Genomic DNA, 13,956 nt, shown 5'->3' with positions numbered 1-13,956 from the left:
GATCCCCGATCCGCGGCCCGCCCCCGGATTCCGAGGAGTCTCCATGCCGCTGTCCGCATTGACCTATCGCTCCATCACCGAGGCCCAGATGCTGCCACGCCTCATCCGGCTCGGCCCCAATCTGTACGGCGCGGTCTTCACCCTGATGAAACTGGTGCCCGCCCAGTACATCCTGCGTCGCGCGCTGCAACGCGGTGAGCTGACCGAGGACACCGTGATCGTCGAGACCACCTCGGGCACCTTCGGACTCTCCCTCGCGATGCAGGCCGCGCTGATGGAGCGTGAGCTGATCCTGGTGAGCGACCCCGCGATCGACGACAACCTCCACCGCAGACTGACCGACCTCGGCGCCAAGGTGGAGATGTGCCTGGAGCCCGCGCCGGTCGGCGGGTATCAGGGAGCCCGGCTGACCAAGCTGGCGGAGATCCGCGCCTCGCTGCCGTCCACCTTCTGCCCCGAGCAGTACAACAACCCGGACAACGCCCGCTCGTACCACGTGGTGGCCGATCAACTCGTGCGCACCTTCGGCACCGTGGACTGCCTGGTCGGCACCGTCGGCACCGCGGGATCGATGTGCGGCACCGGGGGCGGCCTGCGCGAATACAGCCCGCACACCCAGATCATCGGCGTCGACAGCCACCGCAGCGTGCTGTTCGGCCAGCCCGACGGGCCGCGCTCGCTGCGCGGTCTGGGCAACAGCCTGTGGCCCGCCAACCTCGACCACACCCTCTTCGACGAGATCCACTGGTGCAGCGCGGCCGAGGCATACGCCCAGACCCGGGCCCTGCACGCGGAATCCGCCCTCTTCCAGGGCCCCACCAGCGGCGCCGCCCATCTGGTCGCCCAGTGGTGGGCGGCGAAGAACCCGGACGGACTCTGTGTGGTGATCCTGCCCGACGAGGGATACCGCTACCAGGCCACCGTCTACGACGACGCGTGGCTCGCCGCCAACGGCGAACTGCTCACCGAGCGTCCCACCGAGCCGATCACCGTCGCGTCCCCCGCCGAGGCCGGTGACCGCTGGACCCGACTCGTCTGGGGCCGCCGCTCCTACGAGGAGGTGCCCGGCGTCGTGCCCAGGGTGACCCACCCCCTCGCCGAGCGGGCCCTGTCGTGAGCTCCACCGGACGGCTCACCCATATCCTCGGCCCGCGCACCCGCCGCGTCGTCTACGGCGAACCCGATCCCGGCGCCATCCGCGGGGAACTGGAGCCCATCAGCACCATCGACATGGCCCACGTGGTCATGCTCACCGAGTGCGGGCTGCTGCCCTCCGACACGGCCGCCGCGCTCCTGGAGCGCATCACCCGGCTGCGGGAAGAGGGCTTCGGCACGCTGCACGGGCTGCCGGCCCCGCGCGGCCTGTACCTGATGTACGAGGGCCATCTGGTGGCCGAACTCGGCGCCGACGTGGGCGGAAAGCTGCACACCGGACGCTCCCGCAACGACATCAAGGCGACCGTCACCGCGATGCGGCTGCGCGCCGAACTGACCGACCTGCTCGGCGAGGTGCTGAGGCTTCAGGCGGTCCTGCTCTCCCGGGCACGCGCCCACCGCGACGTGGTGATGCCCATCTACACCCACTTCCAGCCGGCCATGCCGATCAGTTACGGCTACTACCTGTGCGGGATAGCCACCGCGCTCGATCGCGACATCACCGCGCTGCGCCAGACGCTGGACGAGCTGGACCGCTGCCCCCTGGGCGCCGGGGCGGTCTCCGGGACGGACCTGCCCATCGAACCGGCGCGCACCGCCTCCCTGCTGGGGTTCGCCGGCCCACCGCTGCACGCGATCGACGCGGTGGCCGCACGGGACACACTGCTGCGCGCGCTGGCCGCCGCGTCCTCGGCCGGGGTGACGCTGAGCCGGCTCGGCACCGACCTGCAGCTGTGGAGCACCCAGGAGTTCGGGCTCATCGAGTTCCCCGAACGGCTGGTCGGCGGCAGCTCGGCCATGCCCCAGAAGCGCAACGCGTTCCTGCTGGAACACGTCAAGGCCAAGGCGGGCGCGGCCATCGGCGCCTGGACGGCCTCCGCCTCCGCCATGAAGTCCGCGCCGTTCACCAACTCCATCGAGGTCGGCACCGAGGCCGTGGCCCCGGCCTGGCCCGCGCTGGCCGCCGTACGGGACTCCGTCCTCCTGGCCCAGGTGCTCGTCAGCGGCGCCCGCCCGGCCGTGGAGCGGATGGAACGGCGTACGGCGGAGAGCTTCGTGACCGCCACCGTGATCGCCAACCGGCTGGTCGCACAAGGGGTTCCGTTCCGCACCGCCCACCACATCGTGGGCGCCGCCGTACGCGAGGCGATCGAGAGCGGGGCAACCGAACTCACCAAGATCGCCCTGCCCGACGGGGCCCCCACCGGCACGGCCACCGAACTGTCCTCCCTGAGGGACGTCGTCGCGGCACACGACCGCGGCGGCGGCCCCGGCGAGTCCGACGCGGCCGTGGCCGTCCTGCGGGAGCGGCTGGCCACCCATGGGCAACGGCTCGCCGACCACCGCGGCCGCACACGGGACGCGGAGCGCAGGCTGCGTGCCGCGGTCGACGAGCTCCTGGCGGCCCACGGATCCATGGCGGGAAAGGACGGAGAACGGTGACCGGGCGGAAAACGGCGAGCGGGCCCTGGCTCGCCTTCGTGGAGAGCAACACCACTGGCACGGGGCGGGAGTTCTGCGCGGCGGCGCGGGCGCGAGACCTACGGCCGGTGCTGCTGACCCGGGACCCGGGCCGCTATGTGTACGTCGAGCAGGACGGCATCGACACCAGGCTGCTGGACACCGGAGACCTGGCCGCGGTGGTGGACTGCTGCGCCGGGCTCGAACAGGACGGGGGGCTGGCCGGAGTCGCCTCCAGCTCCGAGTACTTCGTGTCCACCGCCGCCCGCGCGGCCGCCAAGCTCGGCCTGCCCGCTGCGGACGGGGACGCCATCGCCCGGTGCCGGGACAAGGAGACACAGGCCGCCGCGCTGGCGGCGGCCGGCGTCCCGGTGCCCGCCGGCGCGGCCGTGGGCGAGGTGGCCGACGCGGTGCGCGCCGCCGACGGGATCGGCCACCCGGTCGTGCTGAAACCGGTCCTCGGATCGGGCTCGGTCGGTGTCCGGCTGTGCCGGGACCGCGAGGAGACCCGGCAGTGGGCGAAGGAACTGCTCGGCCGCTCCACCGACGAACGCGGCAACCCGGTGCCGGCCCGGATCCTGGTCCAGGCGGCCGTCGAAGGGCCGGAGTTCTCGGTCGAGACCTTCGACAACACCGTGGTCACCGTCGTCGCCAAACACATCGGGCCCCGGCCGTACTTCGTGGAGACCGGACACGAGGTGCCCGCACCCGTGCCCGACGCCGTCGCCGCCGCGCTCGGCGGCACCGCCCTGCGGGCGCTGGCAGCACTCGGCCTGGGCTGGGGAGCCGCCCACACCGAACTGCGGATGTCCGCGGACGGCCCCGTCGTCATCGAGGTCAACCCACGGCTCGCGGGCGGCATGATTCCCGTCGCCGTACGGGCCGCCCTCGGCATCGACCTCGTCGACGCCGTGATCGCCCGCGCGGCGGGACAGAGCCGGACCCCCACGCGGCCGGGCCGGGGGCACGCCGCGGTCCGCTTCCTGCGCAACGAGCGCGAGGGGCGGGTCACGGCCATCGGCGGAGTCGAGGCCGCCCAGGCGGCCCCCGGTGTGGTCGCCGTCGCGGTCGGCACCGCCCCCGGACGGACCGTGCGGGTGACGAACTCGTTCCAGGACCGCCTGGGCTGCGTGGTCGCCACCGGGACGGACGGGGAGCAGGCCGGAGACCGCGCGGCGGCCGCCGCGGGCCTGATCAGGATCGAGCTTGAGGAGCCGGCGCTGCCGGATGAAGGAGTGGCAGGCTGATGAGAGACGGCGCGAAGACCGAGGCGTTCACCCGCGTTCCGCGGTGGACCCCACCGTCCGCGACGGATACCGGCACCGGGGTCCACGGCGCCCGCCTGGACGCGGAGCTCACGGCCGCCCTGGAGCGTACGGCCGGGGAACTGGGCACCCCCCTGTCCGCCCTGCTGCTCGCCGGTCACGCCCGTGTCCTTTCGACCGTGGCCGCCGAGCGGGACCTGCTCATCGGCTGTGTGCCGCACGACGGGCCGGGTCCCGCGCGTCCGCTGGCCCTGTCCGTCGCCGACGCCACCTGGGCGGAGTTGGCGGCCCACGCGGCCGGGGCGCTGACGGGCCCGGGGCCCGCGGCCGAGGTACGGACCGAGGCCGTGCTGGACCTGTCCGGACTGGCGGAGCACGAGGACGGGCCGGCCCAGGCACCGGCCCACGACGGCGGCTCGCCCGCCGCCCTGGACGACGGTGTGGTGCTGCGCGTGGCCTGGACGCGCGACGAACACGGCCTGTCGCTGCGGGTGCTGCACGACCGTGCCGCGATCGACGGTGGCTATGCGCGGCGCCTCGCCGGATACCACCTCGCCGCGCTGCGGCTTCTCGCGGCCGACCCGCGGGCGAGGCACGAGTTCCAGAACCTGCTGTCCCCCGAGGAGGCCGAGAAGCAGCTGGACGGGCTCGCCGGCCCCACCGTCGAACTGCCCGACGCGACCTTCGTCGACCTGTTCCAGGAGCGGGCCCGCGGCTGCCCGGACGCCATCGCGGTCGAGCACGGCACCGTCCGGTGGACGTACCGGGAGCTGGAGCGGCGGGTCAACCGGATCGCCCACGCGCTGATCGAGGCCGGGGTGGGGACCGAGGACGTGGTCGCCGTCGTCATGGACCGCACCCCGGAGTGGATCGCGGCCGCCCTCGGCGTCTTCACCGCGGGCGGTGTCTATCTGCCCGTACGGCCGGACTTCCCCGTCGAGCGAGTCGTCGCCCAGCTGGAGCGCAGCGCCTGCGCCGTCGCGCTCACCGAGCCGGGCAGCGAGGCGCTGGTGCGCGCGGTCTCCGCCCGGCTGGCCGCCCCGCTCACCCGGCTGTCGGTGACGCGCGTCCTGGCGCGCGGCGGCCACACGGAGCCGCCCAGCGTGTCGGTGACGCCCGGACAGGCCGCCTACATCTACTTCACCTCGGGCTCCACCGGAAGCCCCAAGGGAGCCCTGTGCGAGCACGCCGGCTTCCTCAACCACCTCTACGCGAAGATCGAGGACACCGGGATCACGGCCGGTGGCGGGGACGTGGTCACCCAGATCGCCTCGCAGTGCTTCGACATCTCCCTGTGGCAGTTCGCCGCGCCGCTGCTGATGGGCGGCAGCGTACGGATCATGGACACCCGCACCCAGCTCGACGTCGGCGCCTTCGTCGAGGAGATCGTCGAGGGCCGGGTCACCGTGATGCAGGTCGTCCCGTCCTATCTGGAAGTGCTCCTCACCCACCTGGAGCAGCACCCCCGCCCGCTCGGCGCCCTGCGCTCGGTGTCGGTGACGGGTGAGGCGCTCACCTACGAACTGGTGCAGCGCTGGTTCGCCGCCTGCCCCGATGTCCAGCTGGTCAACGCCTACGGCGCCACCGAGACCTCGGACGACCCGATGCACGAGGTGCTGCACGGCGTCCCGGAGCGCGACTTCGTGACCGTCGGCCGCGCGCTGCGCAACGTCCACACCTATGTGCTCGACGAGAACCTGGCGCTGGTGCCGCTGGGCACGCCCGGCGAGATCGCGTTCTCCGGGGTGTGCGTGGGCCGTGGCTACATCAACGACGAGGAGCGCACCCGGGAGGCGTTCGTCCCGGACCCGTTCCGGCCGGGCACCCGGATGTACCGGACCGGTGACTTCGGCCGGTGGCTCCCCGAGGACCGCCTCGAATTCCTGGGGCGCCGCGACGCGCAGGTCAAGATCCGCGGCTTCCGGATCGAGATCGGCGAGATCGAGAACAAGCTGCTGACCATGGAGGGTGTCCGCGAGGCGGCGGTGGTCACCGAGGGCGACACCAGCGAACAGCGCGTCCTCGTCGCCTTCTTCAGCGGCTCGCGGGAGGTGACCGCGGAGGGCGTGCGCGACTTCCTCGCCACCGTCCTGCCCGACTACATGGTGCCCACCCATATCCACCGGGTGGACCGGCTGCCGCTCACCGAGAACGGGAAGATCGACAAAAAGGCGCTGGCGCGGCCCGCCGCGGAGACGGCCGGACGCCCCGCCCACATCCCGCCCGCCACCCCCGCCGAACGGCGCCTCGCCGATCTGTGGGCCGACGTCCTCGGCCTGCCGCCGGAGCGCATCGGCCGGTCCGACGACTTCTTCGAACTCGGCGGCACCTCGCTGGCCGCGGTGCGGCTCCTGGTCCGGCTCGACCGGGCGCTGTCGCTGAAGGACCTGGCCGCCCATCCGGTGCTCGCCGACTGCGCCGCAGTGCTCGAACCCCGCGACGCCGGCGCCTTCGCCCGCCCGGTGGCGACCCGGCTGCTCCAGCCGCTGTCCGCCGTGCCGGACCCGCACCACACCCTCGTGTGCTTCCCCTTCGCGGGGGGCAACGCCGTCAACTTCCGGCCCCTGGCCGCCGAGCTCCGGCGCGACGGCATCGCGGTGCTCGGTGTGGAGCCGCCCGGCCATGACTTCGCCGGCGACGGTGAGCCGATGGAGGACGTCCCCGTCCTGGCCCAGTGGATACGGGACGAGATCGTCGCCCACGTCGCCACGCCGGTGTCGGTGTGGGGACACTCCACCGGGGTGGCCGCCGCCCTGGAGACGGCGCGGCTGCTGGCCGAGGCGGGCCGGCTCGTCGAACGCGTCTACATCGGCGCGCTGCTGCTCGGGGACACCGAGACGCTCGCCGCCGAGATGACCCGGGCGGCCACGGCGGACGACCAGAGCCTGCTGTCCCGGCTGCGGGCCGGAGAGGTGTACACGGAGCTGGAGGAGCTGGGGACGGAGCGAGCCGATGTGGTGGCCCGCGCCTACCAGCACGACGTCCTGACCGCCGGCCGGCATCTGCGCGCGGTGGGCGAGAACCCGGAGGCCTACCGCCTCGATGCCCCGGTGGAGGTGGTGGTCGCACGGGACGATGCCGCCACGGCGGCCCTCACCGAGGAGTACGGCGGCTGGAAGGCGATTTCCGACCGGATCTCCCTCCACGAACTGGCGGAGGGCGGCCACTACTTCGTCCGCACCCGGCCGGCCGAGACCGCCGCGCTGGTACGGTCCGGCTGCGCCCCGTCCACGCCGCGCGACCGGTGACGAAGGGGGCGTACCCGGGTCCGCCCGGGTACGCCCCCTCATCCGTGGCCCCTCGGCCCTGGGACCCGGCCGGGTCCCAGGGCCGACGGCTAGGGACGGAACGGTTCGCCGAGGCCGACGACGATCTCGCGGTCGCCGCGGTAGGGCTCGCGGCTGTGTGCCATGCGGACGTTGTCGATGACCAGCAGGTCGCCCCGCCGCCAGGGCTCGCGCACCGTGTGCTTCTCGTAGACCGCGTTGATGAGGTCGACGGTGGCGCTGTCCAGGGGTGAGCCATCGCCGTAGAAGGTGTTGAACGGCAGCCCGTCGGGGCCGAACTCCGCGGTGAGGAACTCACGCACCTCGGGAGCCATCGTCCACTCGTTCAGGAACGCGATCTGGTTGAACCAGCAGCGTTCGCCCGATGCGGGATCCGCGATGACGGCCGGACGGCTCTGCCGGGTGCGCAGGCCGCCCTCGGCGTCCCAGCGCACCTCGATGCCGTGGTCCGCGCAGTAACGCTCCACCTCCTCGGGGTTCTTGGCGCCGAACGCGTCCTCCCATCCGATTCCGACGAACGGGTTGTAGTGGCGGGTCAGCACCCAGCCGTGGCGCTCGAAGCGCTCGACGAGCTCGTCCGGCAGGTCGCGCAGCACCGCACGGGCGTCGGCGACGGCCGTGACACCGCCGGCAGCGGGCGGGGTGACACACGCGAAGACCATCAGCCGGGGCGCCTCGGCCGCGTAGCTGAGTTCATGGTGCATGCACATGGGCTGGTCGGCCGGCCAGTGCGAGGAGGAGTACAGTCCCGGCCCGAACTCCTCGCGGGGAGCGAACCCCTCGCGCTCGGCCATGCCTTCGCCGATGATCCCGCGGACCACGGCGGCGGCGTGGTCGTGGCCGTCCAGCTCCAGCCCGCGGACCCGCAGAACATCGTGCCGGGCCACCAGGGCCCGTATCTCCTCGCGGTGTTCGGTGGCCCAGGCCGCGGCGTCGGTGCCGGGCCCGGGGGCGGCGTCCAGCCGCCGCAGGGCATCTCGCTGCTCGGGCATGAGGGCTCTCCGTTTCGTCTCATGAGGGGGAGGGGTGTGTGGGGACGGTGAATTCAGACCAGGGGGCGCCGGAACGCCCACACCGCCGCGCTCGCCCCGACCAGCGCGACCATGGCGCTCGCGCCCAGAGCGGACCACACCTGGGCGCCCAGCGGCTGGTCGAGGCAGAGTGCGCGCGAGGCGTCCATCGCGTACGACAGCGGGTTGAGGATCGCCAGGACCTGTAGCCAGCCCGGCATACGGTCCACCGGGACGAACGCGCTGGAGGCGAACATCAGCGGGAACGTCACCAGATAGGCCATGCTCTGCAGCGCCTCCGCACTGCGCAGCCAGGCCGCCAGCGCCAGGAAGATCCAGGTCATCGCCCACACCACCACGCAGGTCAGCAGCAGCGCGGCCACCAGTCCCACGACGCCGCCGGCCGGGTCGGCGTCCATGAACACCACGGCCACCACGAGCAGGATGGCCAGCTGTGCGGTGGTGCGCAGCAGGTCGGCGAAGCTGCGGGCGAACAACAGCAGCGGCGCGTGGATGGGCAGGGTGCGCAGCCGTGCCACCGCACCGTTGTCCATGTCCCGGACCAAGCCGATACCGGAGGCGATGGCCGGACCGATGCCCGTGGTCACCAGCAGCGCGGGCAGCAGATAGTCCAGGTAGGAGACGCCGTCCGGCAGGTGGTCGAGGTCGACGATGCTGCCGAAGACCTCGCTGAGCAGCAGCAGCATGAAGACGGGCTGCAGCATGGCGAGGATCAGGGTCCGACGGTGTGCGAGATGGGCCTTGAGCGACCGCTGGGTGAGGATCAGCAATTGCTCCAAGGGGCTGCTGCCATTCCACGCGGGAGCGAAGGCGCCGCCGTTCGGTAATGACGTGCTACGGGTCATGAATTTCCTCCGGGAGTCGTGCGCCCGCTGGTGCGTGGCACGGTGCGCCAAATTCCTGGAGCGGTAGTCGAAGAAAGGCAGGATCAAAGAATCCGCCGCCATGACCGGCTACGCGATGACTGAGCGCGGATGAATCGGATGGCTGTGTCGTCCATGGGGAACGAATGCACTTCGACTCTATCGCGCGGAATTGGCTCCGACGGGACGTCTCGTGGCCAGTACTGGCCGGTGCGCTGCAGAACCGCGGTGAGATGAGGGCGTTTTGGTGGGGTTTGGGCCGGGGGGACGGGGTGCACTGTGCAATTTGTTGTCAGTGCCTTTCCCCGATTGCGGCCCCTCGGTAGAAATGCACAACGGTGCCGGATCGGCATCTGGAAACTCAGTTCGCGGACACGAAGGGCAGGGCCTCGGATATGGCGGGAATCGTCACCGCCCCCACCGTTGACGCAGTGCTCCGGGAGCATGCGGAAAACCGTCCGGAAAAGACGGCGGCCGTATTCGTGACGGACCCGCTGCGCGCCGACGGAGCGCAACGGCTCACCTATGCGGAACTCGACGCACAGGCCAGGAGCGTCGCCGTACGGCTCCGCGCCCATGTCCCGCCGGGGGGCCGCGTCGTCCTGCTGTACCCCGCCGGGCCGGCCTTCCTCATCGCCTTCCTCGGCTGCCTGTACGCCGGCGCCGTCGCGGTTCCCTCGTCCCTGCCCGGCCGGTACCGGCACGAGCGCTACCGGGTCAGGCGCATCGCGGACGACGCGGGCGCCGTGGCGATCCTCACCGACACCGCCACCCGCGCCGACATCGAGGCATGGGCCGCCGAGGAGGGGCTCGACACCCTTCCCCTCCTGGTCACCGATGACGGCGAGGCCGCCGATCCCGACGCATGGACGATGGCGCCCGCCGGACACGACACGCTCGCCGTGCTCCAGTACACCTCCGGCTCCACCGGCGACCCCAAGGGCGTGATGATCAGCCATGGCAATGTGCTGCACAACACCGCCAACCTCGCCGACTCGCTGGAACTGAACGAGACCACCCCCATCGGCGGGTGGATCCCGCACTTCCACGACATGGGGCTGATGGGCTCGATCCTCCCGCCGCTGCTGCTCGGGTCGACCACCGTCCTGATGAGCCCCACCACCTTCCTCAAACGCCCCCACCTGTGGCTGCACATGGTCGACCGCTTTGGCATCGAGGCCTCCGCGGCACCGGACTTCGCCTACGACCTGTGCAGCCGACGGGTCACCGACGCCCAGAGCGAGGGCCTGGACCTGTCCCGCTGGCGGCACGCGCTGGACGGCTCCGAACCCGTACGCGCCGCCGTGCTCGAACGATTCCAGCGCCGCTTCACCGCCCACGGCCTGCGCGCCGACGCCCTGACCCCCTGCTACGGCATGGCCGAGGCGACCCTCTTCATCGCCGGGGCCGCCGGCACCGCCCCCCGCGTGCGCCATGTCTCCGCCGAACTCCTGGAACGCCACGAGTTCCGGCCCGCGGCCCCCGACGAGCCCGCCCGCGCCGTCGTCGGCTGCGGCCCGCCGCTCGGCGCCGAGGTGCGCATCGTCGAACCCGACACCCGGCAGGTCCTGCCCGATGGCGACGTCGGCGAGATCTGGATCCGCGGTGACATCGTCGGCCACGGCTACTGGAACCGCGAGGCCACCAACGAGGCCGAGTTCCACGCCACCACCGCGGACGGCGACACCGACTGGCTGCGCACCGGAGACCTCGGAGTCCTCTACGAGGGCGAACTCCACATCACCGGCCGCATCAAGGACGTCCTCAACCTGCGCGGCCGCAACCTCTATCCGCAGGACATCGAGCAGGAACTGCGCACCCAGTGGCCCGAACTGGGCAACCTCGTCGGCGCCTGCTTCGCCGTACCCGGCGAGGGCCCGCAGGGCGACGACGTCCTCGTGGTCACCCACGAGGTGCGCGGCATCAAGGACGAGGAACGGCTGAGCGAACTCGCCGCCGAGATGCGGCTCACCGTCGCCCGCGAATTCGGCGCCCCCGTCGGCGCGGTCCTGCTGCTGCGCCCCGGCGGAGTACGCCGCACCACCAGCGGCAAGATCCAGCGGTCCGCGATGCGCGAGCTGTTCCGCGCCGGCGAGCTGCGGCCCACCTACGCGGTCTACGAGCAGAGCCTGCTGCGCCCCTTACCCGAGCCCCAGGAGGCCGCCGTATGACCACCGCCTCCCCGACCACCGCCTCCCCGACCCAGAACCCCTCCGCCGCGCCCGTCGAGCGGCTCACCCGCCTGCTCGGCGAGCTCACCGGGCCCGGGCAGCCCTTCTCATCCGAAGCGCTCGCCGAACTCGACCGGACGGAGGCGTTTCCCGCCGAGGCATGCCAGGCGCTGGACGCGTTCGGACTGCGGCGCTACTACGTACCGGCCGAACACGGCGGCGCGCTGGAGAGCTTCGACGTCGTCATGCGACTGCTGCGGGCCGTGTCCCGGATCGACCTGACCGTGGCCGCCTCGCACGGGAAGACCTATCTCGGGGCCGCCGCCACCTGGGTCGCGGGAGAGCCGGAGGCCGCCCGCCGGCTGGGAGAGCGGATAGCGGAGGGAACGACCGTCTCCTGCGCCCTGACCGAACGCCACCACGGCAGCGACCTGATGGCCGGTGAGCTGACCGCCAGGCCCGCCCCGGACGGCGGCTGGCTGCTGTCCGGCGAGAAGTGGCTGATCAACTCCGCCACCCGGGCCGGCCTGGTCACCGTCCTCGCCCGCACCGACGACAACGGCGGACCGCGCGGCTTCAGCCTCTTCCTCGCGGACAAGTCCCGCCTCGCCCCGGAGTGCTTCACCCATCTGCCCAAAGTGCCCACCTACGGCATCCGGGGCGCGGACATCAGCGGCATCGCCTTCCACGACACGCCACTGCCCGAGGACGCGCTCATCGGGCGGGTCGGTGGGGGCATCGAGATCATCCTCAAGGCGCTGCATCTGTCCCGGACCGGCTGCGCCGCGATGTCACTGGGCGCGGGAGACCACGCACTCGCCCTGGCCGCCGAGTTCGTGGCCCAGGACGGCGGAGGGCTCGCACGGGACCCGTATGTGCGGCGGGAGCTGGGCGAGGCCGCCGCGGGCCTGCTGCTCGCCGACGCCACCGGCGTGGTGGCGGCGCGCTCCCCGCACGCGCTCGCCGGCGAGATGAGCGTCATCTCCGCCGCCACGAAGGCCTATGTGCCCGCCGAGGTCGACACCCTCATCGCGCGCCTGCTGCAGCTCCTCGGCCCGTACGGACTGCTCCGCGCCGACGACCCGCACACCGGATTCGCCAAGGTGGAACGCGACCACCGCATCATCGGCATCTTCGACGGCAGCAGCCTGGTCAACCGCAGTGCCCTCATCGAGCAGTTCCCCCGCATCGCCCGCGGCTACGCGAAGGGCCGCTGGGACGCGGAGGGCCTCGCCGAGGCCACGGATCCGCACGCCCCCCTGCGGCCGATGCGGCCCGGCGCGTTCGGCCTGGTCTCCAGCGGCGGCTGCTCCGTCGTGGCCGGCCTGCCGGCCGCGGTCGGCGAACTGCGCGACCTGGCCGCCCGCGGCCATGCCTCCACGGCGCTCACCACCCTGGCCGGGCGGCTCCTGGAGGTGTCCGACCGGCTCCACCAGGACCTGGCGGCGATCCGGTTCTCGCCCCGCGCCGTCCCCGGCCACGCGTTCCGGTTCGCCGAGCGGTTCGAGTCGTGCTTCGCGGCGGCCTCGGCGCTCCACCTGTGGCTGCGCGCCGCCGCCCGCGCCCAGGGCCCCCTCCCGGAGACCGCCCTGCTCGCCTGTCTCGTCAAGGCGCTCACCGATCTGGAGGAGCCCGTCGACGACGCCGACCGCACCGTCTTCGACGACCTCGCGGAAGCGGTCCTCGCCCGCCCGTCCGCCCCCTTCCACTCGCTCCTCGACCACGTGGAGCCCACCAGCTCCCAGGAGGGGGCCGCCTCGTGACCACCGCCACCGGCCCCATCGCCCTCGCCGCCACCGTGGAAGAGCGCCTGGGCGACCCCTACGACACCACCAACCCCAACGGCTTCCAGGCGATCCTCAATGCACGGGAGGCCGGACAGCCGCCGGCCGGTAAGCCCTTCCGCGTGGACGGCATTGGTGGCGGCGATGTGGACTCGGAGTCGCTGATGCACGCCCTGCGCGCCGGGTACCGCAGATCGCCCTTGCTGACCCGCTCCGGCGGTGGGGCCCAGCGGGGGAGCGGCACCGTGACGACAGGGGCGGCCGCCGTCGGCACACTGGACTCCGGCCTGCGCATGACGCTGCGCCACCTGCGGGCCCGGCGCCTGTACGGAGCGGCGGCCATCGACATCCCGCAGCTGCGCGCGGTGCTCGCGGGAGCCTGCGCCGACCTGCTGCTGTGCGACACGCTGACCACACTCGCCGTACGAAACACCGATGCCTTCCCCGCCCGGCCGGGCGCCCACGACCGAGTGGTCCGATTCCTCGTACCGCGTGTGCTCCAGGACGCGATGGACCGCCTCTCGCTGGCCATGGGGTCGCGCTTCTACATCAGGGAGGGCGAACACCCCGCCTTCCAGTTGCTGCTGAACGAGATGCAGAGCGCGCTCTTCGCGGCGGACGGCCCATTGGGCCGGCCGCCGAATCCCGCCGATGCCGCCGCTCCGCTCAGCGGCATGACCGCCGCGGACCTCACCACCGCACCGGCCGTCACCGCGCTGTGCGACCCCGAACTGCTCGCCGCGGCGCCCGGCCACGCACTCATCACACGTGCCGCACGCAGCACACCTGGGCGTGGGACACCGCGGCCGTCGCAGGCCGCCCTGGAGCGCCTGTACGCGGAACTCGACCGCCGCTACGACACCGGCCACTCCTTCGACCTGGCCGAACGCCCCCTCCCCGACCGTCCCTGACCGCCGCGCCCGCTCACGGCCACCCCCG

At 72.5% G+C, this 13,956-nt stretch carries 9 protein-coding genes; 7 read left to right on the top strand and 2 right to left on the bottom strand.

Annotated elements, in window-relative coordinates:
* The first annotated feature begins 43 nt into the window (after window positions 1-43).
* From J8403_RS02390 to J8403_RS02375, 4 genes are read left to right on the top strand one after another with little or no spacing between them, the layout of a single operon-like run.
* Window positions 44-1,117, top strand: coding sequence for a cysteine synthase family protein (locus tag J8403_RS02390; RefSeq protein ID WP_246585651.1), 1,074 nt, complete (start codon window positions 44-46; stop codon window positions 1,115-1,117).
* Window positions 1,114-2,598 (top strand): argininosuccinate lyase, encoded by a 1,485-nt coding sequence (argH, locus tag J8403_RS02385; RefSeq protein ID WP_211121605.1) that lies wholly within the window; start codon window positions 1,114-1,116, stop codon window positions 2,596-2,598. Before J8403_RS02390 ends, argH begins: the two co-directional genes overlap by 4 nt.
* Window positions 2,595-3,863, top strand: a complete 1,269-nt coding sequence (locus J8403_RS02380; protein ID WP_211121604.1) for an ATP-grasp domain-containing protein — start codon at window positions 2,595-2,597, stop codon at window positions 3,861-3,863. Before argH ends, J8403_RS02380 begins: the two co-directional genes overlap by 4 nt.
* A complete protein-coding gene (locus J8403_RS02375; protein ID WP_211121603.1) occupies window positions 3,863-7,129 on the top strand; it encodes a non-ribosomal peptide synthetase family protein in 3,267 nt (1,088 codons plus the stop codon). The genes J8403_RS02380 and J8403_RS02375 overlap by 1 nt, the downstream gene beginning before the upstream one ends.
* Before the next feature lie 89 nt (window positions 7,130-7,218).
* Here the strand turns inward: J8403_RS02375 and J8403_RS02370 are convergent, their stop codons facing one another.
* The gene (locus J8403_RS02370) at window positions 7,219-8,160 is read right to left on the bottom strand and encodes a TauD/TfdA family dioxygenase (protein WP_211121602.1); all 942 of its coding nucleotides are present in this window, start codon (window positions 8,158-8,160) and stop codon (window positions 7,219-7,221) included.
* Between the two features lie 53 nt (window positions 8,161-8,213).
* Window positions 8,214-8,978 (bottom strand): ABC transporter permease, encoded by a 765-nt coding sequence (locus tag J8403_RS02365; RefSeq protein ID WP_211121601.1) that lies wholly within the window; start codon window positions 8,976-8,978, stop codon window positions 8,214-8,216.
* 479 nt (window positions 8,979-9,457) lie between these two features.
* On the opposite strand from J8403_RS02365, the gene J8403_RS02360 reads away from it, so the two are divergent.
* From J8403_RS02360 to J8403_RS02350, 3 genes are read left to right on the top strand one after another with little or no spacing between them, the layout of a single operon-like run.
* Window positions 9,458-11,233, top strand: coding sequence for a fatty acyl-AMP ligase (locus J8403_RS02360; protein WP_281427897.1), 1,776 nt, complete (start codon window positions 9,458-9,460; stop codon window positions 11,231-11,233).
* A complete protein-coding gene (locus tag J8403_RS02355; protein ID WP_211121599.1) occupies window positions 11,230-12,996 on the top strand; it encodes an acyl-CoA dehydrogenase family protein in 1,767 nt (588 codons plus the stop codon). Before J8403_RS02360 ends, J8403_RS02355 begins: the two co-directional genes overlap by 4 nt.
* Complete coding sequence (locus J8403_RS02350) at window positions 12,993-13,928, top strand: hypothetical protein (RefSeq protein ID WP_211121598.1); 936 nt, start codon at window positions 12,993-12,995, stop codon at window positions 13,926-13,928. The genes J8403_RS02355 and J8403_RS02350 overlap by 4 nt, the downstream gene beginning before the upstream one ends.
* The last annotated feature ends 28 nt before the right edge of the window (window positions 13,929-13,956 follow it).

The organism is Streptomyces yatensis (assembly GCF_018069625.1).
In the GTDB taxonomy this organism is placed as follows: domain Bacteria; phylum Actinomycetota; class Actinomycetes; order Streptomycetales; family Streptomycetaceae; genus Streptomyces; species Streptomyces yatensis.
The sequence above is the reverse complement of the archived record's forward strand: the minus strand, read 5'-3'. Positions and strand labels throughout refer to the sequence as shown.

Coding starts and splice junctions, on each gene's coding strand:
- J8403_RS02390 (WP_246585651.1), top strand. CDS start 44: ATGCCGCTGTCCGCATTGACCTATCGCTCCATCACCGAGGCCCAGATG.
- J8403_RS02375 (WP_211121603.1), top strand. CDS start 3,863: ATGAGAGACGGCGCGAAGACCGAGGCGTTCACCCGCGTTCCGCGGTGG.
- J8403_RS02370 (WP_211121602.1), bottom strand. CDS start 8,160: ATGCCCGAGCAGCGAGATGCCCTGCGGCGGCTGGACGCCGCCCCCGGG.
- J8403_RS02360 (WP_281427897.1), top strand. CDS start 9,458: ATGGCGGGAATCGTCACCGCCCCCACCGTTGACGCAGTGCTCCGGGAG.
- J8403_RS02355 (WP_211121599.1), top strand. CDS start 11,230: ATGACCACCGCCTCCCCGACCACCGCCTCCCCGACCCAGAACCCCTCC.